Source organism: Streptomyces sp. O3, from assembly GCF_054788135.1.
In genome coordinates, this window is record NZ_JBTVYK010000008.1 from 84,154 (window position 1) to 110,284 (window position 26,131).

General features: G+C 72.0%; 22 protein-coding genes and 1 pseudogene. 11 read left to right on the top strand and 12 right to left on the bottom strand.

Features of this window, described 5'->3' with window-relative positions; translation table 11 throughout:
* Positions 1–105 precede the first annotated feature (105 nt).
* Positions 106–1,215 (bottom strand): carbohydrate kinase family protein, encoded by a 1,110-nt coding sequence (locus tag ACX6XY_RS06645; protein WP_460327416.1) that lies wholly within the window; start codon positions 1,213–1,215, stop codon positions 106–108.
* Between the two features lie 140 nt (positions 1,216–1,355).
* Between ACX6XY_RS06645 and ACX6XY_RS06650 the strand changes: the two genes are divergently transcribed.
* Positions 1,356–2,690, top strand: a complete 1,335-nt coding sequence (locus tag ACX6XY_RS06650) for a family 4 glycosyl hydrolase (RefSeq protein WP_460327418.1) — start codon at positions 1,356–1,358, stop codon at positions 2,688–2,690.
* 25 nt (positions 2,691–2,715) lie between these two features.
* On the opposite strand, the gene ACX6XY_RS06655 is transcribed toward ACX6XY_RS06650, so the two are convergent.
* On the bottom strand, positions 2,716–3,621 hold the full coding sequence (locus ACX6XY_RS06655; protein WP_460327420.1) for a ribonuclease Z: 906 nt from the start codon (positions 3,619–3,621) through the stop codon (positions 2,716–2,718).
* Positions 3,622–3,627: 6 nt separating this feature from the next.
* Positions 3,628–3,981: a histidine triad nucleotide-binding protein gene (locus ACX6XY_RS06660; RefSeq protein WP_460327422.1), complete on the bottom strand. Its 354-nt coding sequence runs from the start codon at positions 3,979–3,981 to the stop codon at positions 3,628–3,630.
* 114 nt (positions 3,982–4,095) lie between these two features.
* On the opposite strand from ACX6XY_RS06660, the gene ACX6XY_RS06665 reads away from it, so the two are divergent.
* Both ACX6XY_RS06665 and era read left to right on the top strand, forming a co-directional pair.
* On the top strand, positions 4,096–4,449 hold the full coding sequence (locus tag ACX6XY_RS06665; RefSeq protein WP_460327424.1) for a cytidine deaminase: 354 nt from the start codon (positions 4,096–4,098) through the stop codon (positions 4,447–4,449).
* An 82-nt stretch (positions 4,450–4,531) separates the two neighbouring features.
* Positions 4,532–5,485, top strand: coding sequence for a GTPase Era (gene era, locus ACX6XY_RS06670; RefSeq protein WP_460327426.1), 954 nt, complete (start codon positions 4,532–4,534; stop codon positions 5,483–5,485).
* A 1-nt stretch (position 5,486) separates the two neighbouring features.
* On the opposite strand, the gene ACX6XY_RS06675 is transcribed toward era, so the two are convergent.
* Both ACX6XY_RS06675 and ACX6XY_RS06680 read right to left on the bottom strand, forming a co-directional pair.
* Complete coding sequence (locus ACX6XY_RS06675) at positions 5,487–5,753, bottom strand: protealysin inhibitor emfourin (protein WP_460327429.1); 267 nt, start codon at positions 5,751–5,753, stop codon at positions 5,487–5,489.
* A 25-nt stretch (positions 5,754–5,778) separates the two neighbouring features.
* Positions 5,779–6,834 (bottom strand): M4 family metallopeptidase, encoded by a 1,056-nt coding sequence (locus ACX6XY_RS06680; RefSeq protein WP_460327431.1) that lies wholly within the window; start codon positions 6,832–6,834, stop codon positions 5,779–5,781.
* Between the two features lie 347 nt (positions 6,835–7,181).
* Between ACX6XY_RS06680 and leuA the strand changes: the two genes are divergently transcribed.
* The 6 genes and pseudogenes from leuA to ACX6XY_RS06710 form a co-directional block, all read left to right on the top strand.
* Positions 7,182–8,939, top strand: a complete 1,758-nt coding sequence (leuA, locus tag ACX6XY_RS06685; RefSeq protein ID WP_460327433.1) for a 2-isopropylmalate synthase — start codon at positions 7,182–7,184, stop codon at positions 8,937–8,939.
* Between the two features lie 174 nt (positions 8,940–9,113).
* On the top strand, positions 9,114–11,258 hold the full coding sequence (locus tag ACX6XY_RS06690) for a PhoH family protein (protein ID WP_460327435.1): 2,145 nt from the start codon (positions 9,114–9,116) through the stop codon (positions 11,256–11,258).
* A gap of 13 nt (positions 11,259–11,271) precedes the next feature.
* Positions 11,272–11,769 carry an rRNA maturation RNase YbeY gene (gene ybeY, locus ACX6XY_RS06695; RefSeq protein WP_460327437.1) on the top strand — a complete coding sequence of 166 codons (498 nt, stop codon included), beginning with the start codon at positions 11,272–11,274 and terminating at the stop codon, positions 11,767–11,769.
* Positions 11,766–13,064, top strand: coding sequence for a hemolysin family protein (locus ACX6XY_RS06700; protein ID WP_460327497.1), 1,299 nt, complete (start codon positions 11,766–11,768; stop codon positions 13,062–13,064). The genes ybeY and ACX6XY_RS06700 overlap by 4 nt, the downstream gene beginning before the upstream one ends.
* The gene (locus tag ACX6XY_RS06705) at positions 13,061–13,414 is read left to right on the top strand and encodes an MmcQ/YjbR family DNA-binding protein (RefSeq protein WP_460327439.1); all 354 of its coding nucleotides are present in this window, start codon (positions 13,061–13,063) and stop codon (positions 13,412–13,414) included. The genes ACX6XY_RS06700 and ACX6XY_RS06705 overlap by 4 nt, the downstream gene beginning before the upstream one ends.
* Positions 13,415–13,540: 126 nt before the next feature.
* Positions 13,541–13,645 (top strand): annotated as a pseudogene (locus ACX6XY_RS06710) (XRE family transcriptional regulator); the annotation flags it as partial.
* Between the two features lie 46 nt (positions 13,646–13,691).
* Here ACX6XY_RS06710 and ACX6XY_RS06715 read toward each other — a convergent pair.
* The 5 genes from ACX6XY_RS06715 to hrcA form a co-directional block, all read right to left on the bottom strand.
* Entirely contained in the window at positions 13,692–16,940 is a 3,249-nt protein-coding gene (locus tag ACX6XY_RS06715; RefSeq protein WP_460327441.1) for a S41 family peptidase, read from the bottom strand.
* Positions 16,941–17,050: 110 nt separating this feature from the next.
* Positions 17,051–17,797, bottom strand: coding sequence for a 16S rRNA (uracil(1498)-N(3))-methyltransferase (locus ACX6XY_RS06720; RefSeq protein WP_460327443.1), 747 nt, complete (start codon positions 17,795–17,797; stop codon positions 17,051–17,053).
* Positions 17,794–18,870, bottom strand: coding sequence for a nitronate monooxygenase (locus ACX6XY_RS06725; RefSeq protein ID WP_460327445.1), 1,077 nt, complete (start codon positions 18,868–18,870; stop codon positions 17,794–17,796). The genes ACX6XY_RS06720 and ACX6XY_RS06725 overlap by 4 nt, the downstream gene beginning before the upstream one ends.
* A 112-nt stretch (positions 18,871–18,982) precedes the next feature.
* Positions 18,983–20,122 (bottom strand): molecular chaperone DnaJ, encoded by a 1,140-nt coding sequence (gene dnaJ / locus ACX6XY_RS06730; protein ID WP_460327447.1) that lies wholly within the window; start codon positions 20,120–20,122, stop codon positions 18,983–18,985.
* On the bottom strand, positions 20,123–21,139 hold the full coding sequence (hrcA, locus tag ACX6XY_RS06735; protein ID WP_460327449.1) for a heat-inducible transcriptional repressor HrcA: 1,017 nt from the start codon (positions 21,137–21,139) through the stop codon (positions 20,123–20,125).
* A gap of 188 nt (positions 21,140–21,327) precedes the next feature.
* Here hrcA and ACX6XY_RS06740 point away from each other — a divergent pair, with 188 nt between their 5' ends.
* Complete coding sequence (locus ACX6XY_RS06740) at positions 21,328–22,059, top strand: MBL fold metallo-hydrolase (protein WP_460327451.1); 732 nt, start codon at positions 21,328–21,330, stop codon at positions 22,057–22,059.
* Positions 22,060–22,093: 34 nt separating this feature from the next.
* Positions 22,094–22,903, top strand: a complete 810-nt coding sequence (locus ACX6XY_RS06745; RefSeq protein WP_460327453.1) for a DUF3097 domain-containing protein — start codon at positions 22,094–22,096, stop codon at positions 22,901–22,903.
* Between the two features lie 13 nt (positions 22,904–22,916).
* Here the strand turns inward: ACX6XY_RS06745 and hemW are convergent, their stop codons facing one another.
* Positions 22,917–24,149, bottom strand: coding sequence for a radical SAM family heme chaperone HemW (gene hemW / locus ACX6XY_RS06750; protein ID WP_460327455.1), 1,233 nt, complete (start codon positions 24,147–24,149; stop codon positions 22,917–22,919).
* Between the two features lie 84 nt (positions 24,150–24,233).
* Positions 24,234–26,123 carry an AMP-dependent synthetase/ligase gene (locus tag ACX6XY_RS06755; protein WP_460327457.1) on the bottom strand — a complete coding sequence of 630 codons (1,890 nt, stop codon included), beginning with the start codon at positions 26,121–26,123 and terminating at the stop codon, positions 24,234–24,236.
* Positions 26,124–26,131 lie beyond the last annotated feature (8 nt).

Here is a 26,131-nt window from a genome sequence, read left to right on the forward strand (position 1 = left end):
AACGTTGCCGTGCTGGCGTGATGTTAGCCACATGAGTGAGGTGCCGTCAGCACCTTGCGCAGCAGATGGCCGAGACCTGCCGCACGAGGACGTGGCGACAACGCCTCACGCCAAGCGGCCGAAGCCGATCGTCGGGACCGCGCGCCGCAGCGGCCAGGCCTGGCCGACCTCGGGAAGCAGGGCGTCCAGGAAGGCGTACCGGCGCAGCGCGGCGGGCTCCTGGTCGTCGTACGACTGGACATGCCGCCACCACGCGGCGATCTCCGCCCAGCCGGGCGCGGAGAGCGAGCCGCCGAACTCCTGGACGGACAGCGCGGCGGTCAGCCCGGCGAAGGCCAGCCGGTCGGCCAGCGGCCAGCCCGCGAGCGAGCCGGTCACGAACCCCGCGACGAAGACGTCCCCCGCACCGGTCGGGTCCATCGCCTCGACCGCGATCGCGGGGACGTCGGCGGTCTCGCCGGTCCGCCCGTCCACCGCGTACGCCCCCTCCGCGCCGAGCGTGACCACCGCCACCGGAACGTGCGCGGTGAGCGCTCGCGCGGCGGCCCGCGGGCAGTCCGTGCCGGTGTAGCGCATGGCCTCCTGGGCGTTGGGCAAGAAGGCCTCGCAGTGCGCCAGGTCGGGCAGGCCCGCCAGGTCCCAGCGGCCGCTCTCGTCCCAGCCGACGTCCGCGAAGATCCTGGTCCCCTTGCGGGCGGCCTGGGCGATCCACGCGTCCGGCGCGCCGGGCGTCAGGCAGGCCACCGCGCCCCGCGCGCGGGGCGGGCACTGCGGGGCCGTCGCGACCGGCGGCGGCTCGTGGCCGTGCGAGACCATCGTGCGCTCGCCCTCGTACGCCATCGAGACCGTGACCGGGGAGTGCCAGCCGGGCACGGTGCGGGACAGCTCCAGGTCGATGCCCTCGCCCTGGGCCAGGGCGTCCCAGCAGTACTCGCCGTAGTGGTCGTCGCCGAACGCCGCGGCCAGCGAGGTGCGCAGCCCGAGCCGGGCCAGCGCGGTCGCCATGTTGGCGACGCCGCCGGGGCTCGACCCCATGCCGCGGGCCCAGGACTCGGTGCCCCGCACCGGCGCGCTGTCCAGGCCGGTGAAGATGATGTCCAGGAAGACCGTGCCGGTGAGGTAGACGTCCCAGGCGGGGTCGTCCGGGCCGCGCGACCCGCTCAGCGGGTCGAGACAGGACCTTCGCTCCGGTCGCCCTGAGTGGTGTGTGCTCACCGTCCGCTCCGCTCCCTGTCCGTCCGGTCCCTGTCCGTCCGCTCCGGTCCGTCCCGCGACTCTCGTTCGGTTCTGGTCTGGCCAGTGTGCCCTATGGGACTGACATCCCCGGCGGCCTCTCCTGGGGTACGTTCCGCGGCATGAGGCTGACGATTCTTGGCGGCGGAGGATTCCGGGTGCCGCTGGTGTACCGGGCGCTGGCGGGTTCCGGGATCTCCGAGCTGACGCTGTACGACACGGACCCGGCGCGGGTCGGCGTGATCCGGGCGGTGCTCGACGCGCTGCCCGAAGGACCGGCCGTGCGGGTCGCCGCGGACCTCGACGACGCCCTGCGCGGCGCGGACTTCGTGTTCTCCGCGATCCGCGTCGGCGGCACGGCGGGCCGGGTGCGCGACGAGCGGATCCCGCTGGCCGAGGGCGTACTCGGCCAGGAGACCGTCGGCGCGGGCGGTGTGCTCTACGGGCTGCGCACCATCCCGGTGGCCCTGCGCATCGCCGAGCGCGTCGCGGCGCTGGCCCCGGACGCCTGGGTCATCAACTTCACCAACCCGGCCGGGATGGTGACCGAGGCGATGGCCTCGGTGCTGGGCGAGCGGGTCATCGGCATCTGCGACTCGCCGGTGGGCCTGGTGCGCCGGGCGGCGCGCGCCGCGGGCGCCGACCCGGACGCGGTGACGTACGACTATGTGGGGCTCAACCACCTCGGCTGGCTGCGGACCCTGGAGCACGGCGGCCGGGACCTGCTGCCCGGACTGCTCGCGGACTCCGCGGCCCTGGGGTCCTTCGAGGAGGGCAAGCTGTTCGGCGCTCAGTGGCTGCGGGCGCTCGGCGCGCTCCCGAACGAGTATCTGCACTACTACTACTTCCGCCGGGAGACGCTCCGGTCGGTGGCGTCCGCCGACGAGACGCGCGGCGAGTTCCTCGCCCACCAGCAGGGCGACTTCTTCGCCGCCGCCGCGGCCGACCCCGCGCGGGCCGCCGAGCTGTGGGAGCGGACCCGCCTGGAGCGCGAGGAGACCTATATGGCCGACAGCCGCGCGGCCACGGGGGGTTGGCGGCGCGACAGCTGCGACCTGGACGGCGGCGGTTACGACCGGGTGGCGCTCGCCCTGATGCGGGCGCTGTCCACGGGCACGCCGACCACCGGCACACCGGCCACGGATACGCCGACCACGGGCACGCCGTCCCGCCTGATCCTCAACGTACGCAACGGCACGACAGTCCCCGCGCTGCCCGCCGACGCGATCGTCGAGACGGTCTGCGAGGTGGACTCCGCCGGGGCCCGCCCGCTGCCCTGCGCCCCGCTGGGCGCGGCCGAGCTGGGGCTGATGCTGCAACTCAAGGCGGTCGAGCGGGCCGCGATCGACGCGGCCCTGTTCAAGGAGCGCGACGCGGCGCTGCGGGCCCTGGCCCTGCACCCGCTGGTCGACTCCCCGGCGGTGGCGGCCCGCATCCTCGACCGCGCGGCGGACTGACCCGCCGCACCCGCCGCACCCGTGCTCAGTCGCGCTTGGGCAGAGGGACGCGCAGCAGGTCGGAGGCGACGGTGAGCTCGCCGTCGAACCCGGCCGCGCGCGCCTGCCGCTCGAACGCGGCGGGGTCGGGGTAGCGCTGCGAGAAGTGCGTCAGCACCAGGTGCCGTACGCCCGCGGTCCGGGCCGCGTCCGCCGCCTGTCCGGCCGTCAGATGGCCGTGGTCGGCGGCGAGCCGGGCGTCCTGGTCCAGAAACGTCGACTCGATGACCAGGAGGTCGCAGCCGTCGGCGAGCGCGTACACGCCGTCGCACAGCCGGGTGTCCATCACGAACGCGAACCGCTGGCCGCGCCTGGCCTCGCTGACCTGGTCGAGCGTGACGCCGTTCAGCACGCCGTCGCGCTGGAGGCGGCCCACGTCCGGGCCCTGGATGCCGTGCCGGGCGAGCAGTTCGGGCAGCATCCGCCGCCCGTCGGGCGCGCTGAGCCGGTAGCCGTACGACTCGACCGGGTGGGACAGCCGGTGCGCGCTCAGGGTGTACGAGGCGGTCGACGCGAGCACCCCGTCGGCGGCGACCGGGGCCTGGCTGAGCACGGCCGTCTCGCGGTAGGCGGTGGCGTACCGCAGGCGGTCGAAGAAGCGCTGCCCGCTGGCCGGGTAGTGGGCGGTGACCTCGTGCGGCACCCGATCCAGGTTGATCCGCTGGATCACTCCGGCGAGGCCCAGCGAGTGGTCGCCGTGGAAGTGCGTGACACAGATCCGGTTGACGTCGTGCGCGGCGACCCCGGCGCGCAGCATCTGGCGCTGGGTGCCCTCGCCGGGGTCGAAGAGGATGCCCTCGCCGTCCCAGCGCAGCAGATAGCCGTTGTGGTTGCGGTGCCGGGTCGGGACCTGGCTGGCGGTGCCGAGTACCACCAGTTCACGTGTCGACAAGGCGTGTTACCCCGGAGGCCACTGCATCCCGCGGCCGCCCAGGACGTGGGCGTGCGCGTGGAACACGGTCTGGCCCGCGCCCGAACCGGTGTTGCACACCACCCGGTAGCTGTCCATCTTCTCGTCGGCGGCGACCTCGCCCGTCTCGCGCAGTATGTCGGCGGCGAGCGGCGGCTCGGCGGCGGCGAGCGCGGCCGCGTCCGGGTAGTGCGCCTTGGGGATGACCAGCACATGGATCGGCGCCTGGGGGTTGATGTCCCGGAAGGCGAGGGTCGTCTCGGTCTCCCGGACGACGGTCGCCGGCACCTCTCCCGCGACGATCTTGCAGAACAGGCAGTCCGGCTGCGGCTCACCGGCCATGTGCGTGGCCTCCCTCGGCTGGGTCGATCACTTGCGTCGAGCGGTTCAGGCCGCATGGTATCCGGTGGTGGGGTGCTCGCCCGGCGGCCGGTGAGTGATCCGTATGCTCGGGGCATGACCGAGAGCACCCCGCTTGACCCCGAGGACCAGAAGATCGTCACCCTCGCCCGCTCCGCACGGGCCCGCAACGGCGTGCCGGAAGGCGCGGCCGTACGGGACGAGACCGGGCGTACGTATGTGGCGGGCAGCGTGGACCTGGACTCGCTGAAGCTGAGCGCGCTGCGGACGGCGGTCGCGATGGCGGTGGCGAGCGGCGCGACCTCGCTGGAGGCCGCGGCCGTGGTCTCCGCCGCCGATGCCGTGGCGGACGAGGACCGCGCCGCGGTGCGCGACCTGGGCGGCGCGGACACCCCGGTCCTCCTCGCCGCGCCCGACGGAACCGTCCGCCAGACCGTGACGGCGGGCTGAGCGCGCCGGGCCCTGCTCGGCGGGCGCGGGCCCGGCGGGACCCTGGTCGGCGGGGCGGCCCGGATCGGGGACAATGGATCGCATGAGCGCACCTTCCCCGACCCGGCCCGAGCCGCAGGCGAACGAGCACCGCGCGGGTTTCGCGTGCTTCGTCGGACGGCCGAACGCGGGCAAGTCGACCCTGACCAACGCCCTCGTGGGCACGAAGGTCGCCATCACGTCGAACCGGCCGCAGACCACCCGGCACACCGTGCGGGGCATCGTGCACCGCGAGGACGCCCAGCTGGTGCTGGTCGACACCCCCGGTCTGCACAAGCCGCGCACCCTGCTGGGCGAGCGGCTCAACGACGTCGTCCGCACCACCTGGGCCGAGGTCGACGTGATCGGCTTCTGCCTCCCGGCGAACGAGAAGATCGGCCCCGGCGACCGCTTCATCGCCAAGGAGCTCGCGGGCATCCGCAAGTCCCCGAAGATCGCGATCGTCACCAAGACCGACCTGGTCGACAGCAAGACGCTCGCCGAGCAGCTGGTCGCGATCGACCAGCTCGGCAAGGAGCTCGGCTTCGAGTGGGCCGAGATCGTCCCGGTGTCGGCGGTCGGCGACGAGCAGGTGGAACTGCTGGCCGAGCTGATCGTGCCGCTGCTGCCGGAGAGCCCGCCGCTCTACCCGGAGGGCGACCTCACGGACGAGCCCGAGCAGGTCATGGTGGCCGAGCTGATCCGCGAGGCGGCCCTGGAGGGCGTACGGGACGAGCTGCCGCACTCCATCGCGGTCGTCGTCGAGGAGATGCTGCCGCGCCCGGACCGCCCGGCGGACAAGCCGATGCTCGACATCCACGCGAACCTCTACATCGAGCGGTCCAGCCAGAAGGGCATCATCATCGGCCCCAAGGGCAGGCGTCTGAAGGACGTCGGCACCAAGTCCCGCAAGCACATCGAGGCGCTGCTCGGCACCCCGGTCTTCCTGGACCTGCACGTCAAGGTCGCCAAGGACTGGCAGCGCGACCCGAAGCAACTGCGCAAGCTGGGATTCTGAGTCACGCGCCCTCCCGCAGGACTCGGGAGATCAGCTCGCGCTGCGCCTCGGTGAGGTGCGGGTCCGCGCAGTAGACCGTGCGGCCGTCCACGGTGATCTGGTAGCCGAAGCCGTCCGGCACCCCTACGGGCGGTGTGTCGTCGGCCGCGGCCAACGCCCGCTCGGCCAGGGCGTGCCAGCGGGCCGCGTCGGGGCGGCCCGCCGTGTCCACTCCGGCGCGGCGGTCGATACCGGCGAACCCACCCGTGCGGCACACATCGATACGCATCACCCCTGTCTACCGCCCGCCCGGCTCAGGCGGTAGCCACCCCGACCCGCGACCACGCCTTGAGTACGGCCTGCTGCTCCTCGCCCTCGCCGTAGCGGGCGCACGCCGCGGCCACGGACGCCTTGGCGAAGTCCTCGAAGTCCGCGTCGACCTCCAGGACGCCGCCGGACAGCACGTCGTACCAGATCTGGCCCGCGCGCTCCCAGGCGTAGCCGCCGAGCGCGCGGGCGACCAGATAGAAGGCGTGGTTGGGGATGCCGGAGTTGATGTGCACGCCGCCGTTGTCGCGGCCGGTGTGGACGTAGTCGTCCATGGTCGCGGGCTGCGGGTCCGTGCCGAGCAGCGGATCGTCGTAGGCCGAGCCCGGCTCCTTCATGGACCGCAGCGCCTTGCCGTTGATCCGCTCGGCGAGCAGCCCGGCCCCGATCAGCCAGTCCGCGTCCTGCGCGCTCTGACCGAGCGTGTACTGCTTGATCAGCGAGCCGAAGACGTCGGACACGGACTCGTTCAGCGCGCCCGACTGCCCGAAGTAAGCGAGGTTGGCGGTGTACTGGGTCACGCCGTGGGTCAGTTCGTGGCCGATCACGTCGACCGGGATGGTGAAGTCCAGGAACACCTCCCGGTCGCCGTCGCCGAACACCATCTGCTCGCCGTTCCAGAAGGCGTTGGCGTAGTCCACGCCGTAGTGCACGGTCGCGATCAGCGGCAGGCCCCCGCCGTCGATCGAGTCGCACTGGTAGGCCTTCAGGAACAGCTCGAACGTCGCGCCGAGACCGGCGTACGCGCGGTTGACGGTGGCGTCCTTGCCGGGCTTGCCGCCCTCGGAGCGCACCTTGCGGCCCGGCAGCTCCGTCTTGTTCCGGGCGTCGTGGATCGTGCGGCACGGCCGCCGCTCTCCGGTGCCCGCCCGCACCACGCCCGCCGCGCCGGGCGAGCCGACCACGGTCGTCATCCGGCGGTGGGTGCGCTCCTGGGCGTCGCGCTCCAGGGTGCGCCGGGCGGGTCCGGACAGCGCGGGATCGTCGGCCTGGGACAGCTTGTCGAGGACATGCGGAGGCACGATGGTGCAGTGAACAGTCATGGCACGCACAGTGGCACTGGGTCACAGGGCTGTCACTACCTGCCACCATGATTGCCGAAATAGAGTGACAGAACGGCCGTCCGGGAACTCTCCCGCGCCCCGCGCGTGAGACAGGCCACGACCAGGCCGTTACCGGCCCGTAGTCCCGCATACTGATACACGCCAGCGCACATCGCGCGGCTCCGCTAGGCTGCGGCGCATCATGCGTTTCGGGCTGCTTCTCCTTAGCTGCCGCGGCGAGGGTCTGTAGTCGTAGGCCGACCCCCTCCCCGCGGAGTGAGGTGCTGCGGTGTTCCACCGCACCCGTCGGCCGTTCCCCAGCGGACTCACGAGGAGCCCTACGCATCATGTCGAACCCTGCCGACCGCCGCGCGCCCATCACCAACGCGACGCACCTCCAGCGGCCCTCCGGGATGCCGATCCACAAGTACCGCGGCTATGACGCCGTGGACATCCCCGACCGCACCTGGCCCGACCAGCGCATCACCAAGGCCCCGCGCTGGCTGTCCACCGACCTGCGGGACGGCAACCAGGCCCTGATCGACCCGATGTCACCGGCCCGCAAGCGGGAGATGTTCGACCTGCTGGTGCGCATGGGCTACAAGGAGATCGAAGTCGGCTTCCCCTCCTCCGGGCAGACCGACTTCGACTTCGTACGCTCCATCATCGAGGACGACGCGATCCCCGACGACGTGACGATCTCGGTGCTGACCCAGGCCCGCGAGGAGCTGATCGAGCGCACCGTGGAGTCCCTGGTCGGGGCCAAGCGCGCCACCGTGCACCTGTACAACGCCACCGCGCCGGTCTGGCGCGAGGTCGTCTTCCGCGGCTCGCGGGACGCCGTCAAGCAGATCGCCGTGGACGGCACCCGGCTGGTCATGGAGTACGCCGAGAAGCTGCTGGACGACCGCACCACCTTCGGCTACCAGTACTCGCCGGAGATCTTCACGGACACCGAGCTGGACTTCGCCCTGGAGGTCTGCGAGGCCGTCTGCGACGTCTGGCAGCCCGGACCCGGCCGCGAGATCATCCTCAACCTGCCCGCGACCGTGGAGCGTTCGACGCCGTCCACGCACGCGGACCGGTTCGAGTGGATGTCCCGCAACCTGACCCGCCGTGCGTACGTGTGCCTGTCCGTGCACCCGCACAACGACCGCGGCACGGCGGTCGCGGCGGCCGAACTGGCCCTCATGGCGGGCGCGGACCGGATCGAGGGCTGCCTGTTCGGGCAGGGCGAGCGCACCGGCAACGTCGACCTGGTGACCCTGGGCATGAACCTGTTCAGCCAGGGCGTCGACCCCGAGATCGACTTCTCCGACATCGACGAGATCCGCCGCAGCGCCGAGTACTGCAACCAGATGCCGGTGCACCCGCGCCACCCCTACGCGGGCGACCTGGTCTACACCGCCTTCTCCGGCTCCCACCAGGACGCCATCAAGAAGGGCTTCGAGTCCATGGACGCCCGCGCCGAGGCCGCGGGCACGACCGTCGACGCCATCGAGTGGGCGGTCCCGTACCTGCCGATCGACCCCAAGGACGTGGGCCGCTCCTACGAGGCCGTGATCCGGGTCAACTCCCAGTCCGGCAAGGGCGGTGTCGCGTACGTCCTGAAGAACGACCACAAGCTGGACCTGCCGCGCCGCATGCAGATCGAGTTCTCCAAGCTGATCCAGGCCAAGACCGACGCCGAGGGCGGCGAGGTCACCCCGGCCGCCATCTGGTCCGCGTTCCAGGACGAGTACCTGCCCAACCCGGACAACGCCTGGGGCCGCGTACAGCTGCGCTCCGGCCAGACCACCACCGATCAGGACGGCATCGACACGCTCACCGCCGACGCGGTCGTGGACGGCCAGGAGGTCGTGCTGACCGGTACCGGCAACGGCCCGATCTCCGCGTTCTTCGACGCGCTGCAGGCCATCGGCATCGACGTACGCCTGCTGGACTACCAGGAGCACACGATGAGCGAGGGCGCGTCCGCGCAGGCCGCCGCCTACATCGAATGCGCCATCGGCGAGAAGGTCCTGTGGGGCATCGGCATCGACGGCAACACCACGCGCGCGTCGCTGAAGGCGGTCATCTCGGCCGTCAACCGCGCCGCACGCTGACCGCGGCCTGCGGATTCCGCGAGCCCCTTCCGCCGGACCGGCGGAAGGGGCCGCTCCAGGGCGGCCCGGAAAACCCCTCGGTGATGTCAGCGGGGCGTCGTACCCTTGGCAGTGCAAGGCTGTCGAGCGGCAGAACCCCGCACCGAGGAGGATGAGCAGGCCCAGGGCCAGCCCATGACTCAGACACCCACAACCCGGAACAACGGGGCGAACAACCCAGCGCAGGGGCAGTCACGCGCCCACTTCACCGTCCCGGCCAAGCACCCCATGGTGACCGTACTGGGCTCCGGGGACGTGTTGCTGCGTGTGATCGAGCAGGCCTTCCCCGCGGTCGATATCCATGTCCGGGGCAATGAGATCAGCGCGGTGGGCGAGGCGACCGAAGTCGTACTCCTCCAGCGCTTGTTCGACGAGATGATGCTGGTGCTCCGCACCGGACAGCCGATGACGGAGGACGCGGTGGAACGCTCGATCGCCATGCTCAGGGCGAGCGAGAACGGCGAAGGCGCGGAAGAGACCCCCGCCGAGGTACTCACCCAGAACATCCTCTCGTCCCGCGGCCGCACCATCCGCCCCAAGACGCTCAACCAGAAGCGGTACGTCGACGCCATCGACCAGCACACGGTCGTCTTCGGCATCGGCCCGGCCGGTACGGGCAAGACCTACCTGGCGATGGCCAAGGCGGTCCAGGCCCTCCAGTCCAAGCAGGTCAACCGCATCATCCTGACCCGCCCCGCGGTCGAGGCGGGCGAGCGACTCGGCTTCCTGCCCGGCACCCTGTACGAGAAGATCGACCCGTACCTGCGCCCGCTGTACGACGCCCTGCACGACATGCTGGACCCGGACTCGATTCCGCGGCTGATGGCGGCGGGGACCATCGAGGTAGCGCCGCTGGCGTACATGAGGGGACGTGCGCACCCGCGCTTCACGAACGTCCTGACCCCGGTCGGCTGGCACCCCATCGGTGACCTCCAGGTCGGCGACCTGGTCATCGGCTCGAACGGCGAGCCGACCCCGGTGCTGGGCGTCTACCCGCAGGGCGAGAGAGACATCTACCGGGTGTCCTCCCAGGACGGTTCCTGGACCCTGTGCTGTGGCGAGCACCTGTGGACGGTCAGGACGCGCGACGACAAGCGCCGTGACAAGCCGTGGCGGGTCCTGGAGACCCAGGAGATGATCGGCAACCTGCGGGCGGCGCACTATCACCGGTACGAGCTACCGCTGCTTACAGCGCCGGTCCGCTTCCCGGAGCGCGAGGTCCCCATGGACCCGTATGCGCTGGGTCTGCTGCTCGGCGACGGTTGCCTGACCGGCTCCACCACGCCCTCCTTCTCAACGGACGACCCGGAGTTGGCCAAGGCGCTGGAAGCCACACTTCCGGGAGTCTCGGTACGCCACCGGGGTGGGTATGACTACTTCCTCAACCGCGTGCCAGCGCCAGGCGAGGCCCCAGGATCAGTCGCGGTGGTGAACCCGGTCACCAGGGTGCTGCGAAGCCTGGATCTGATGGGAACCAGGTCTTGCTCGAAGTTCGTCCCCGACGATTACCTGTACAATTCACCCGAGGTCCGCCTCTCGGTACTCCAAGGCCTGCTTGACTCTGACGGCGGCCCGGTTACGCAGAAGGATCGCACCTGCCGAGTCCAGTTCTCGACCACGTCGATCTTGCTCCGGGACGACGTCATCGCACTCGTCCAGTCACTGGGCGGCATCGCGTATACGAGCCACCGAGCTGCTGAGGGCCGGAAGCCTGGCCGGGTCAACGGCCGGGACGTGCACCACCGCCGCGACGCGCATCGCATCGACATCCGCCTCCCCGAAGGCGTAGAGCCCTTCCGCCTCACCCGCAAGCGCGAGAAGTACCACGCCGCCGGAGGTGGTGGTCGCCCGATGCGCTTCATCGACAGCATCGAGCCCGCAGGGCGCGAGGAGACGGTCTGCATCCAGGTCGCGGCCGAGGACTCGCTGTACGTCACACAGGACTACCTGCTGACGCACAACACCCTCAATGACGCGTTCATCATTCTGGACGAGGCGCAGAACACCAGCCCCGAGCAGATGAAGATGTTCCTGACGCGGCTCGGATTCGACTCGAAGATCGTCATCACGGGCGACGTCACCCAGGTCGACCTGCCGGGCGGCACCAAGAGCGGGCTGCGGCAGGTGCGGGCCATCCTGGAGGGTGTGGAGGACGTGCACTTCTCGCAGCTCACCTCGCACGACGTCGTCCGGCACAAGCTGGTGGGCCGTATTGTCGACGCGTACGAGAAGTATGACAGCGAGCAGGGCACCGAGAACGGCTCGCACAAGCGGAAGTAGACCAGCAAGCACCATGTCGATCGACGTCAACAACGAATCCGGCACCGAGGTCGACGAGCAGGCGATCCTCGACGTCGCGCGCTACGCCCTGGCGCGGATGCGCATCCACCCGCTCTCCGAGCTCTCGGTGATCGTGGTGGACGCCGAGGCGATGGAGCAGCTGCACATCCAGTGGATGGACCTGCCGGGCCCCACGGATGTGATGTCCTTCCCGATGGACGAGCTGCGTCCGCCGCTGAAGGACGACGAGGAGCCCCCGCAGGGGCTGCTCGGCGACATCGTGCTGTGCCCGGAGGTCGCCGAGCGGCAGGGCCGCGAGGCCCCGACGGGGCACTCCATGGACGAGGAGCTGCAACTGCTGACCGTCCACGGGGTACTGCACCTGCTCGGGTACGACCATGAGGAGCCGGACGAGAAGGCCGAGATGTTCGGCCTTCAGTCGGCGATCGTCGACGGATGGCGGCAGGAGCAGGGGATCACCGGGCCGTCCCCGGCCCCGACCGTGTCGTGACCGCCCAACTGGTATTCGGCGCGGTCCTGCTGGTCGTCGTCGCCTGGCTCGCCTCCTGCGCGGAGGCGGGCCTGGCGCGGGTCTCCAGTTTCCGGGCCGAGGAGGCGGTGCGCTCGGGGCGGCGCGGCAGCGCGAAGCTGGCGCAGGTCGCGGCCGACCCGACCCGCTATCTGAACGTGGCGCTGCTGGCGCGGGTCGGCTGCGAGATGGCGGCCGCGGTCCTGGTCACCTATGTCTGTCTGCGGGGTTTCGACGAGACCTGGCAGGCGCTGACCGTGGCGATCGCCGTGATGGTCCTGGTGTCGTATGTCGCGGTGGGGGTGTCGCCACGGACGATCGGCCGCCAGCATCCGCTGAACACGGCCACGGCCGCGGCGTATGTGCTGCTGCCGCTGGCTCGGGTGATGGGCCCGGTCCCGGCCCTGCTCATCCTCATCGGCAACGCCCTCACTCCCGGCAAGGGCTTCCGCCGGGGGCCGTTCGCGTCCGAGGCGGAGCTGCGGGCGATGGTCGACCTGGCGGAGCAGGAGTCGCTGATCGAGGACGAGGAGCGCCGTATGGTGCACTCGGTGTTCGAGCTGGGTGACACGCTGGTGCGCGAGGTGATGGTGCCGCGCACCGATCTGATCGCGATCGAGCGCTACAAGACGATCCGGCAGGCGCTCACCCTCGCCCTCAGGTCCGGTTTCTCGCGTATCCCGGTCACCGGCGAGAGCGAGGACGACGTCGTCGGCATCGTGTATCTGAAGGACCTGGCCCGCCGGACGCATATCAACCGCGAGTCCGAGTCCGAACTGGTCTCCACGGTGATGCGGCCCGCGGCCTTCGTGCCGGACACCAAGAACGCGGGCGGCCTGCTGCGCGAGATGCAGCAGGAGCGCAACCACGTGGCCGTGGTGATCGACGAGTACGGCGGCACCGCGGGGATCGTCACCATCGAGGACATCCTGGAGGAGATCGTCGGGGAGATCACGGACGAGTACGACCGTGAGCTGCCGCCGGTCGAGGAGCTCGGGGGCGGTCGGCTGCGGGTGACCTCGCGGCTCGACATCGGGGACCTCGGTGAGCTGTACGGCGTCGAGGCGTTCGACGACGAGGATGTGGAGACGATCGGCGGGCTGCTGGCGAAGGCCCTGGGCCGGGTGCCGATCGCGGGCGCCACGACCGTGGTCGACCTGCCGGACGGCCGGGCCCTGCGGCTGACCGCGGAGGCCGCCGCCGGACGCCGCAACAAGATCATGACCGTGCTGGTGGAGCCGGCCGACTCGGCGGCGGCCGGGGAGGACGAGGCGTGACACCGGAGCAGCTCAAGGCGTTCTGTCTGTCGTTCAACGCGGCGGTGGAGGAGTTCCCGTTCACGCCCGAGGCGTCGGTCTTCAAGGTGTGCGGCAAGATGTTCGCGCTGAGTGCGCTGGACGGGCGGCCGTTGACGGTCTCCCTCAAGTGCGAGCCGGAGAACGCGGTCCGGCTGCGCGCCCAGTACCCCGCGATCGTTCCGGGGTACCACCTGAACAAGCGGCACTGGAACACGGTGACGGTGTCCGAGCTCCCGGCCCGTATGGTCCGGGAGCTCATCGAGGACTCCTACGATCTGGTGGTGGCAGGGCTGCCGAGGTCGGAGCGGCTGCGGCTCGACCGGGGCTGACGCCCGCTCACGCGCGCCCGCCTACACGCCCGCCTACGCACGCGTCGCGCCGCGCCCTCGCAGGCCCACCGCCACCGACGCCGCGGCCGCCGCCGCGGCCAGGACGATCGCCGCGTCCAGGGCCAGATCGTGCTGCACGCGCCGCAGCCGCGCACCGACACGGCGCGGAAGGTGGAATGGCTCGCCCCGCCGGAGGGGCGGCGGGGGGCGCTGTATCCGGTGGCGGGGTGAGCACGGCGTCCGCACCCACCCCGCCCGCCGCGAACGCGCCCGGCGGTCAGTCCAGTTCGGGCAGGCTGGGCGGGGACTTCGCCGGGTTCTCGGTGAGGACGGCGAGCGCCATCCGGACCGCCTCGTCGAGTTGGGGGTCGCGTCCGGCCACATGGTCCTGGGGGGTCATGACGACCTCGACGTCCGGGTCGACGCCGTGGTTCTCGACGCCCCAGCCGTAGCCCTCCAGCCAGATCGCGTACTTGGGCTGGGTGACGAGGGTGCCGTCGACCAGGTGGTAGCGGCTGTCTATGCCGACGACGCCGCCCCAGGTGCGGGTGCCGACGACCGGGCCGATGCCGAGCGCCTTGATGGCCGCGTTGACGATGTCGCCGTCGGATCCGGAGAACTCGTTGGCGACCGCGACGACCGGGCCGCGCGGCGCGTCCGCCGGATAGCTGGAGGGCGCCATGCCGCGCGGCAGGTCCCAGCCGACGATGCGGCGGGCCAGTTTCTCGACGACCAGCTGCGAGGTGTGGCCGCCGCGGTTCTCGCGTACGTCGACGATGAGGCCTTCCTTGGCGACCTCGACGCGCAGGTCCCGGTGGATCTGGGCCCAGCCGGGCGCCTGCATGTCGGGGATGTGCAGATAGCCGAGGCGGCCGTCGGAGATCTGGTGGACGTAGGCGCGCCGGTCGGCGACCCAGGCGTGGTAGCGCAGCGGCTCCTCGTCGTCGAGCGGGACGACGACGGCGTGCCGTACCTCGCCGCCGCCGGACGGTGAGATGGTCAGCTCGACGGGCTTGCCCGCAGCGCCGACCAGGAGGGGTCCGGGGCCGGTGACCGGGTCGACCGGGCGGCCGTCCACGGCGAGTACGGCGTCCCCGGCGCGTACCGCGACGCCGGGCGCGGCCAGCGGCGAGTGGGCGTGCGGGTCGGAGGTCTCGGACGGCAGGATGCGGTCGAGCCGCCACAGGCCGTCCTCATGACGGGACAGGTCGGCGCCGAGCAGGCCCTGTCGGGTGCGGGCCGTGCCGCCCGCGCCGCCGGCGGGGATCACATAGGCGTGTGAGGTGCCCAGTTCGCCGTGTACCTCGTACAGCAGGTCGACCAGGTCGTCGTGGGTGGCGACGCGGTCGAGCACGGGGCGGTAGCGATCCAGTACGCCGGTCCAGTCGGTGCCGCTCATGTCCTGACGCCAGAAGTGGTCGCGCATGATGCGGCCGTTCTCCTCGTACATCTGACGCCATTCGGCGGCGGGGTCGACGACCTGCCGGATGCGGGAGAGGTCGACGGTGACGGTGCCGTCGCTGTCGTCGTCGCCGGACGCTCGGCGGTCGCTGGGCACCACCCTGACCTTGCCGTCGGTGTGCAGCAGGACGCGCTTGCCGTCGCCGCTGACGGAGAAGTCGTCGGCGTCCGGGGCGATCTCCTCGGCCTTCCGCTGGGCCAGGTCGTACCGTTCGAGCACGGTGTTGGGGCCGGGGTCGTCGGGTGTGGCGCGGGAGACGCCGAGTGCGCCGCGCACCGGGTGGCTCAGCCACAGCAGGCCGTCCTTGGCGGCCCGGAGCGAGGTGTAGCGGGCGGCTTCGACGGGGAACGGGACGATGCGGTCGGCCAGTCCGTCGCGGTCGATGCGGGTGGCCGGGGTGTCGTCGTCGGCTTGATCGCCGCTCTTGTCGGAGGCGTCGAAGGGGCGGCCGTGGCGCTGTGGTCCGAACGGCGAGGGGGTGGTGGCGGCCAGGGTGATCAGGTGCGGGCGGCTGCCGCCGACGAAGGCCAGGTCGAAGACGTGCTCGTCGTAGACGGGGTCGAAGGAGCGCGCCGACAGGAACGCGAGGTGTTTGCCGTCCAGGGTGAAGGCGGGCGAGAAGTCGCAGAAGCGCAGCGGGGTGGCCTCGGTGACGGTCAGGTCGGCGGCGTTGGCGAGTTTGAGCTGGCGCAGCGGGTCGGGTCCGGGGTGCGACCAGGCGAGCCAGGCGGAGTCGGGCGAGAAGACCAGGCCGGTGGCGTCGCCGTGTTCGCTGCGGTCGACTTCGCGTACGTCGCCGGTCTCGCGCTCGACGAGCAGGACGCGGCCGTCGTGCGCGGCGACGGCGGCGCGGCTGCCGTCCGGGGCGACGGCCAGGGACAGGACGCGGCCGAGCTGTCCGGCGGCGACCCGGCGCACGGACGCGCCGGGGGCGACGCCGGCGGCGGGGGCGAACTCCAGGGCGTCTTCGCCGTCGGCGTCCGTCACCCACACCACGTGTTCGTCGCCGTCGACGCGGAAGGTGCGGGGCAGCCGGGCGCGTACGCCGGGTTCGGCGGCGAGGACGCGGGCGGGGCCCTCGCGGTGGGTGACCCAGTGGACGCCGCCGCGTACGGAGACGGCGCTGCCGCGTCCGGTGTGGTCCATGGCGGCGCCCGAGAGGTGCCGTGCGGGCCGTACGGGGTGGGGCTGGAGGTCGGTGCGCTGGCCGCCGAGCCGGAGGTCGAGGCGGCGGGGTTCGCTGCCGTCGAGGTCGTCCAGGAGCCAGAGTTCACCGGCGGAGGCGTAGACGACGCGGGTGCCGTCGGTGGCGGCGTGCCGGGCGTAGAAGCCGTCGACCGGGGTGTGGCGGCGCAGGTCGGCGCCGTCGGGCAGGGACGAGTAGACGGCGCCGACGCCCTCGTGGTCGGAGAGGAACGCGATCCGTCCGCCCGCGGCCCCCTCGGCGACCCACAGGGGGTATTCGATGTTCCCGTCCAGGTCTTCGTGTATCCGGGTGAAGTCCCCGCCGGTTGCGCCGGTCGTGCCGGTCGTGCCGATTGTGCCGGTCCAGAGCTTGCCCGCGGTGCCGCCGCGGTAGCGCTTCCAGTAGGCCGCCTCACGCCCCATGGGGGCGGACAGCAGGAGGACCCGGTCGTCGGGCCCGTGGGCCACGCCGCCCACCGGGCCGTACGGGAGGGTGGCCGCGGGTCCGCCGTCCAGCGGGACGGCGCGGGCCCAGCTGCGGCGCAGCGAGGCCTGCCCGTGGGTGGTGAGGGCGAGCACCTCGCCGTCTCGGGTCCAGCCGCGTACGGAGGTCTTCCAGCTGCCCCAGTGCGTGAGCCGCTCGGCGGGGCCGCCGTCGACGGGCGCGAGGTGGACCTCGGGGGCGCCGTCGCGGGTCGACGTCCAGGCGACCTGGGTGCCGTCCGGGGAGATCCTGGGGTGGTTCACGGGGGTGTTGTCGGCGCTGACGCGCCAGGCCCGGCCGCCGCCGAGCGGCGCGACCCAGACGTCGTCTTCGGCGGTGAAGGCGATCAAGTCGCCCTGGATATGCGGAAACCGGAGGTAGGCAGGGTGCGTCACGAGGTCACCCTAGGCAGCGGGCGTGCGCGGCGGCCAGTGGTTTCGCTCGCTTCGCGCGTCGCCGCTCGCGCGTCGCCGCTCGCGCGTCGCGTGCGTGGTCGCCGACCGGGTTACGCCCAGCGGCCGGTGCGGCCCAGGAGGAGTGCGGTCGCCGCGGTGCCCGCCGTCGAGGTGCGCAGGACACTGCGGCCCAGCCGGTACGGTCGCGCCCCGGCCTCGGCGAACAGCGCCAACTCCTCGGGGGACACGCCTCCTTCAGGTCCGACCACGAGCACGATGTCGCCGGAGGCGGGGAGTTCGGCGGTGGCCAGCGGCTCGCTGGCGCAGTCGCGGTCCTCGTGCAGGACGGCGGCGAGGTCGGCCCGCGCGAGGAGCGCCGCGACCTGCTTGGTGGTCGCGGCGTCCGCGACGTCCGGGAAGCGCACTCGACGCGACTGCTTGCCCGACTCGCGTGCGGTGGCCCGCCACTTGCCGAGCGCCTTCAGGCCGCGGTCGCCCTTCCACTGGGTGATGCAGCGGGACGCCGACCACGGCACGATCGCGTCGACCCCGGTCTCCGTCATGGTCTCCACGGCGAGTTCCCCGCGGTCGCCCTTGGGGAGCGCCTGGACGACGGTGATCCGGGGGGCGGGCTCGGGCTCGTCGGCGGCGGCGCTCAGGTCCGCCACGACGAGCCGGTCCTTGCCTTCGGCGGCCCGCACCACGCCCTCGGTCCAGCGGCCCCTGCCGTCGGTGAGGACGACGTGCTCGCCGGGGCGCAGCCGCTTCACCGAGACGGCGTGCCGCCCCTCGGGGCCGTCCAGGACGAATTCGGGCCCGTCCGGCACCTGGTCCACCACGAACACCGGCGCCGTCATGACGCGTTCCCTTCGGTCAAGGTCCCCTTGGCGGCCGCGAGTTCGGACGCCAGCACCTCGACGAGGCGGCCGGCCGGGAGTTCGCGGGCCATGCGGTGGCCCTGCCCGGCCCACAGCGCCATGCCCTGCGCGTCGCCGGTGCGGGCGGCGGTCTTGCGGAGGCCGCTGGTCAGGTGGTGTATCTGGGGGTACGCGGCCGGGGCGTAGGGGCCGTGTTCCCGCAGGAAGCGGTTGACCAGGCCGCGGGCGGGGCGGCCGGTGAAGGCGCGGGTGAGTTCGGTGCGGACGAACAGCGGGTTGGTCAGGGCCTGTTTGTGCAGGGGGTGCGCGCCGGACTCCGGGCAGGCCAGGAACGCGGTGCCGAGCTGGGCCGCGTCGGCGCCGGCCGCCAGGGCTCCGGCGAGCTGCGCGCCGCGCATCAGGCCGCCGGTGGCGATGAGCGGCAGCTGTACGGTCTCGCGTACCTGCGCGATCAGGGAGAGCAGCCCGATACCGCCGCCGTCGGCCTCGGGGACGTCGCGGTGGGTGCCCTGGTGGCCGCCCGCCTCGATGCCCTGCACGCAGAGCGCGTCGGCGCCCGCCCACTGTGCGGCGGCCGCCTCCTCGGGTGTGGTGACCGTCACGACGGTGAACGTCCCGACCCGCGCGAAGGCGTCCAGCACGTCGCGGGTCGGGCAGCCGAAGGTGAAGGACACGACCGGTACGGGGTCCTCCAGGAGGATGGCGAGCTTGGCGTCGTAGCCGTCGTCGAGTCCGCCTTCGGCGATGTCGCCGAGCGGGGTCTCGTACCAGGTGGCCTCGCCCGCGAGCTGTTCCGCGTAGACCTCGACGGCGGCCGGGTCGGCCTGGTCGGGCTGCGGCAGGAACAGGTTGACGCCGAAGGGTCTCGCGGTGAGCCCGCGCAGCTGTTTGATCTCCTGGTACATGCCGTCGGCGGTCTTGTACCCGGCCGCGAGGAAGCCGAGGCCGCCGGCCTCGCACACCGCGCCCGCCAGCGGCGGGGCGGCGGCTCCGCCCGCCATGGGAGCCTGCACGATCGGGTACCGGCAGAGATCGGTCAGCGCGGAGGACATGCCAGCATCGTGCCACGTCCCCCACACAGCACCGAATCGAACGCTCCGCCCCTCCCCCGGCCTCGTCGAAGGCATCGCCCCCGGCCAGGAGAAACGACCGCGAACCCCGCGCCTACCGCCCGTTGAAGGCGTCCTTCAGGCGCGAGAACAGCCCCTGCTGCCCCGGCTGGAACTGGCCCGTCGGGCGTTCCTCACCGCGCAGGGCCGACAGTTCCCGCAGCAGGCGTTCCTGCTCGGCGTCGAGCTTGGTCGGGGTCAGCACCTCGACGTGGACGATGAGGTCGCCCCGGCCGCCGCCGCGCAGATGCGTGACGCCCCGCCCGTGCAGCGGGACCGACTGCCCGGACTGGGTGCCGGGCCTGATGTCGATCTCCTCCAGGCCGTCCAGGGTCTCCAGCGGCACCTTGGTGCCGAGCGCGGCGGCCGTCATCGGAATGGTCACCGTGCAGTGCAGATCGTCGCCGCGCCGCTGGAAGACCGGGTGCGGCAGCTCGTGGATCTCGACGTAGAGGTCGCCGGCGGGGCCGCCGCCGGGGCCGACCTCGCCCTCGCCCGCCAGCTGGATCCGGGTGCCGTTGTCCACACCGGCCGGGATCTTCACGGTCAGGGTGCGCCGCGAGCGCACCCGTCCGTCGCCCGCGCACTCCGGGCACGGCGTCGGCACCACCGTGCCGAAGCCCTGGCACTGGGGGCACGGCCGCGAGGTCATGACCTGGCCCAGGAAGGACCGGGTGACCTGCGACACCTCACCGCGGCCGCGGCACATGTCGCAGGTCTGCGCCGATGTGCCGGGCGCCGCGCCCTCGCCAGAGCAGGTCGAGCACACCGTCGCGGTGTCGACCTGGATGTCCTTCGTGGTGCCGAAGGCCGCCTCGTCGAGCTCGACCTCAAGGCGGATCATCGCGTCCTGGCCGCGCCGCGTGCGCGAGCGCGGGCCGCGCTGGGAGGAGGCCCCGAAGAACGCGTCCATGATGTCGGAGAAGTTGCCGAAGCCACCGGCTCCGAAGCCCGCGCCACCAGCACCGGCGCCCGCCTGCGAAAGCGGGTCCCCGCCGAGGTCGTAGACCTGCTTCTTCTGCGGGTCCGACAACACCTCGTACGCGGCGTTGATCTCCTTGAAGCGCTCCTGCGTCTTGGGATCGGGGTTGACGTCCGGGTGCAGCTCGCGCGCGAGCCTGCGGAACGCCTTCTTGATCTCATCCTGGGAAGCGTCGCGGCGCACGCCGAGTACGGCGTAGTAGTCCGTGGCCACTTACGACTCCGCCAGGATCTGTCCGACGTAACGTGCCACTGCGCGTACTGCTCCCATCGTTCCGGGGTAATCCATGCGGGTCGGTCCGACCACGCCGAGCTTGGCGACTGCCTCGCCGCCCGAACCGTAGCCGACCGACACGACGGACGTGGAGTTGAGGCCTTCATGGGCGTTCTCATGCCCGATTCGTACGGTCATGCCCGGATCCTTGGCCTCGCCGAGCAGCTTGAGGAGCACGACCTGCTCCTCAAGCGCCTCGAGCACCGGCCGGATCACGAGCGGGAAGTCGTGCCCGAAGCGGGTGAGGTTGGAGGTGCCGCCGATGACCAGGCGCTCCTCCGTCTCCTCGACCAGGGTCTCCAGCAGGGTGGAGAGCACGGTCGAGACCGTGCCGCGGTCCTCCGCCTCGAAGGACTCGGGCAGATCCTGCACCAGCTGCGGTACGTCCGTGAAGCGGCGCCCGGCGACCCGGCTGTTGAGCCGGGCCCGCAGATCGGCGAGCGAGGCCTCGCCGAACGGAGCGGGGCAGTCCACATGACGCTGCTCGACCCGGCCGGTGTCGGTGATCAGCACCAGCATCAGCCGGGCGGGCGCGAGCGCGAGCAGTTCGACATGGCGGACCGTCGAGCGGGTCAGCGAGGGGTACTGCACCACCGCGACCTGCCGGGTCAGCTGCGCGAGCAGCCGGACCGTGCGGGCCACGACGTCGTCCAGGTCCACCGCGTGATCCAGGAAGCTCTGGATGGCGCGCCGCTCGGGCGCGGTCATCGGCTTGACGTCCGCGAGCTTGTCGACGAACAGGCGGTAGCCCTTGTCCGTCGGGATCCGCCCGGCGCTGGTGTGCGGCTGGGCGATGAAGCCCTCGTCCTCCAGCGCGGCCATGTCGTTGCGTACGGTCGCGGGCGACACCCCGAGGTGGTGCCGCTCGGTGAGCGCCTTGGAGCCGACCGGCTCCTCGGTTCCGACGTAGTCCTGGACGATGGCGCGCAGCACCTCGAGCCTTCGTTCACTGAGCATCCGCGCACACCTCCAGTTGTCTTCCCCCGCGGCCCCGCCCCGGTCGCTGTCACGGCTTTCGCTTGGCACTCACCACGGGCGAGTGCCAACATTCCCGCAGCCAGTGTACGGCCGACGGGTACCGGCCAGGCAAGGGCGGTCGGGTCTGGTGCCGTGCCGCCCCGGCTGCCTGGGGTTAGCGTCTCCCCATGGGGTTGACTCAGGAAGAGCCGGGCTGGGAGCGACTGTCCGCATCGGTGGCCAGGCGGCGGCTGCCGATCTGGGACTGCACCGTCGGCCTGGTCGCGGGTGACAGGGCCGCTCTGGCGGTTGACGCGGGGTCCACGCTGCGCGAGGGCGCCGAGGTGCGCGCGCAGACCCAGCGGCTGCTGGGCGACGACCGCCGGGTCACCCACCTCGCCCTGACCCACCCGCACTTCGACCATGTGCTGGGCGCGGCGGCCTTCGCGGGCGTCGAGGTGTACGGGGCGGTCGGTCTCGACGCGGTCTTCGACCAGGGCCGGGACGACCTTCTCGCGGAGGCGGTACGGCATGGCGCGGACCGGCCCGGTGTGGCCGAGGCGGTGGACCTCCTGGTGCGCCCGCACCATCTGGTGTGCGCCGAGTGGACCCTGGACCTGGGCGGGGTGCGGGTGCTGCTGGCGAACGTCGGCCCCGGACACACCGGGCACGACCTGGCCGTGCTGGTCCAGGGCACGGACGCTCCGGAGATCGTCTTCTGCGGCGACCTGGTGGAGGAGTCGGGTCCGCCGCAGGCGGGGCGCGACGCGATGCCCACGCGGTGGCCGCACGCCCTGGACCGGCTCCTGGAGCTGGGCGGCGAGGACGCGCTGTATGTACCCGGCCATGGATCCGTGGTGGATGCGGCTTTTGTCCGCGCGCAGCGCGAGGAGCTGGCGGCCCGCTTCGGCGTGTCGTGAGCGGCGGCCCCGAGATCTTCCTATCGTCGTCCGAATGCGCAGCTACCATCCCGATCTGACCCCGCCCTGGAAGAAGCGGCAGGCCGTCCCGGAGATCCCGGCCGACCGCGACCTGGTGGTCGAGGAGGCGGCCACCGGTTTCTGCGGCGCAGTGGTCCGCTGTGAGGCGGGCACGGTCACCCTGGAGGACCGCTTCGGCAAGCACCGGGTCTTCCCGCTCGAACCGCGCGGCTTCCTGCTGGACGGCCAGGCGGTCACCCTGGTCCGTCCCTCCCCCGCCGCGCCGGCGCGCCCCGCCCGCACGGCGTCCGGCTCGGTCGCCGTGCCCGGCGCGCGGGCCCGAGTCGCCCGCGCGGGGCGGATCTATGTGGAGGGCCGCCATGACGCGGAGCTGGTGGAGCGGGTGTGGGGCGATGACCTGCGGATCGAGGGCGTCGTCGTCGAATACCTGTCGGGGGTCGACGACCTGCCCGCGATCGTCGCGGAGTTCGCCCCCGGCCCCGACGCGCGGCTCGGCGTCCTGGTCGACCACCTGGTCCCCGGCTCCAAGGAGTCCCGGATCGCGGCCGCCGTCTCGCACGAGCACGCGCTGATCGTCGGCCATCCGTACATCGACGTGTGGGAGGCCGTGAAGCCCTCGTCGGTGGGTATCGACGCATGGCCTCGGGTGCCGCGTGGGCAGGACTGGAAGGCGGGGGTGTGCGCGGCGCTGGGCTGGCCGCCGAACACGGGGGCCGCGTGGCAGCGGATCCTCTCCTCCGTCCACTCCTACAAGGACCTGGAACCCCAGCTCCTGGGCCGCGTCGAGGAACTGATCGACTTCGTCACAGCGCCGACGCCCTGAGCGGCGGCGGCGCTCAGTCGACCAGGTCCCGCACCACCGCGTCCGCGAGCAGCCGCCCCCGCAGCGTGAGGACGGCGCGCCCGGCGTCGTACGCGGAAGCCTCCAGCAGCCCGTCCGCCAGCGCCCGCCGGGACGCCGCCAGCCCCTCCGCTCGCAGCAACGTCAACGGACATCCCTCGCGGAGCCGCAGCTCCAGCAGGATCCGCTCGACCCGCCGGTCCTCGTCCGGCAGCACCTCGCGTCCGGCTCCGGGCGAGCGCCCCTCGGCCAGCGCCTGCGCGTACGCGCCCGGATGCTTGACGTTCCACCACCGCACCCCGCCCACGTGGCTGTGCGCGCCGGGCCCCGCGCCCCACCAGTCGGCCCCGCGCCAGTACAGCTCGTTGTGCAGGCAGCGCCCGGCGTCCGAGGTGGCCCAGTTGGACACCTCGTACCAGGAGAAGCCCGCCCGCGACAGCGTCTCCTCGGCGATCAGATAGCGGTCCGCGTGGACGTCGTCGTCCGTCATCGGCACCTCGCCGCGACGGATGCGGCGGGCCAGCTGGGTGCCCTCCTCGACGATCAGGGCGTACGCCGACACATGGTCGGGCCCGGCGTCGACGGCCGCGTCCAGGGACGCCCGCCAGTCGTCGTCGGACTCGCCCGGCGTGCCGTAGATCAGGTCGAGGTTGACATGCGAGAACCCGGCCGCGCGCGCCTCGGCGACGCAGGCCTCGGGCCGTCCCGGCGTGTGCGTACGGTCCAGGACCTTCAGCACGTGCTGCCGGGCGCTCTGCATCCCGAAGGAGATCCGGTTGAAGCCTCCGGCGCGCAGCTCGGCGAGGTAGGCGGGGTCGACGGACTCGGGGTTGGCCTCCGTCGTCACCTCGGCGCCGTCCGCGAGTCCGAACTCGTCGCGGATCGCGCCGAGCGCCGCGACCAGGTCGGACGCGGCGAGCAGCGTCGGCGTGCCGCCGCCGACGAAGACGGTCCGCACCGGGCGAGGGTCGTCGCCGAGCACCTTGCGGGCGAGCCGGATCTCCTCGACGAGGATCGAGGCGTAGTTGTCGCGCGAGGCGAGCGCGCCGCCGGTGCCGCGCAGCTCGCTGGCGGTGTACGTGTTGAAGTCGCAGTAGCCGCAGCGGGTCGCGCAGTACGGGACGTGCAGATAGAACCCGAGGGGCCGCTCGGCGGCGCCGGTCAGCGCGGATGCGGGCAGCGACCCGTCGTCGGGCACGGGTTCGCCGTCAGGCAGTACGGAGGGCATGCCCCCATTGTCCGGCACGGCGGGAGCGGCCCGCGCAGGACCGCTCCCACCGAGATCCGACCAGACCGTCAGCCAGCCAGTCAGTCAGTCCTCACGCGTACCCGCGTACATCTCATCGATCAACGCACGGTACTCACGCTCGACGACCGGACGCTTCAGCTTAAGGCTGGGCGTGAGCTCGCCGTGCTCCACGTCGAGGTCACGCGGGAGCAGCCGGAACTTCTTGATCGTCTGCCAGCGCTGGAGCCCCTCGTTGAGCTGCCGCACATAGCCGTCGATGAGGGCGACCGTCTCCGGCGCCGCCACCACGTCGGCGTACGTCTTGGCGCTGAGCCCCTGCTCCTCGGCCCAGCCCATGACCGACGGCTCGTCGAGGGCGATCAGCGCGGTGCAGAAGTTCCGGTCCGCGCCGTGCACCAGGATGTTGGAGACGTACGGGCAGACGGCCTTGAACTGTCCCTCGACCTCGGCGGGGGCGACGTACTTGCCGCCGGACGTCTTGATGAGGTCCTTCTTGCGGTCGGTGATGCGCAGATAGCCGTCCGCGGAGAGCTCGCCGATGTCGCCGGTGTGGAACCAGCCGTCCGGCTCCAGGACCTCCGCGGTCTTCTCGGGCAGCCCGTGGTAGCCCTGCATGATGCCGGGGCCGCGCAGCAGGATCTCGCCGTCGTCCGCGATCCGCACCTCACAGCCGGGCAGCGGCTTGCCGACGGTGCCGGTGCGGTAGGCCTCGCCCGGATTGACGAAGGAGGCGGCGCTGGACTCGGTGAGTCCGTACCCCTCCAGGATGTGGATCCCGGCGCCGGAGAAGAAGTAGCCGATGTCCGGGGCGAGCGCGGCGGAGCCGGAGACCGCGGCCCGCAGCCGCCCGCCGAACGCCTCGCGCAGCTTGCCGTAGACGAGGGTGTCGGCGACCTTGTGCTTGGCGGAGAGCCCGAACGGCACCGAGGCCGAGCCGGTGCGGCGGAAGTTGTCCTGCGAGACCTGGGCGTACTCGCGGGCGACGCCCGCGGCCCACTTGAAGATCTTGTACTTGGCGCCGCCACCGGCCCGCGCCTTGGCCGCGACGCCGTTGTACACCTTCTCGAAGATGCGGGGCACGGCCGCCATATAGGTCGGCTGGACCACCGGCAGATTCTCGATGATCTTGTCGATGCGGCCGTCCACGGCGGTGACGTGGCCGATCTCGATCTGGCCCGAGGTGAGGACCTTGCCGAAGACGTGCGCGAGCGGCAGCCAGAGGTACTGCACGTCGTCGGGCCCGAGCAGCCCGGTCGCGGCGATCGCCTTGGCCATGTACGACCAGTTGTCGTGCGGCAGCCGGACGCCCTTGGGCCTGCCGGTGGTGCCGGAGGTGTAGATCAGCGTGGCGAGCTGGTCCTTGGCGATCGCCGCGATCCGCTCGCTGACGGCGTCGGGGTGCTTCTCGAGGTACGCCGCTCCGCGGGTCTCCAGCTCGGCGAGCGAGAGCACCCAGCCCTCCGGGTCGCCCTCGGCCGCCTGGGCGTCCGCCTCGTCGATCACCACGACGTGCTGGATCTCGGGCAGCTCGGCGCGGCGCTCCCGCACCTTGGCCAGCTGCTCGGCGTCCTCGGCGATCAGCACCCTGCTGCCGGAGTCGGCGAGGATGTACGCGGAGTCCTCGGTGTTGGTCGAGGGATAAACCGTGGTAGTGGCCGCACCCGCGCACAGGACGCCGAGGTCGGCGAGAATCCACTCCACACGGGTGTTGGACGCGAGGGCGACGCGCTCCTCGGGGCTGACGCCGAGGTCGATCAGTCCGGCGGCGATGGCGTAGACCCGCTCGGCCGCCTGCGCCCAGCTCAGCGACTTCCAGTCGTCCGGGCCCTCGCCCGAGGCCGGGGGCACCGGATAGCGGTAGGCCTCCCCGTCCGGCGTGGCCGCGACCCGCTCCTGGAACAGGGTGGCGACGCTGGGCGGTCGGTTCTCGATCAAAGTCTGACTGTCGCTCACAACATCCT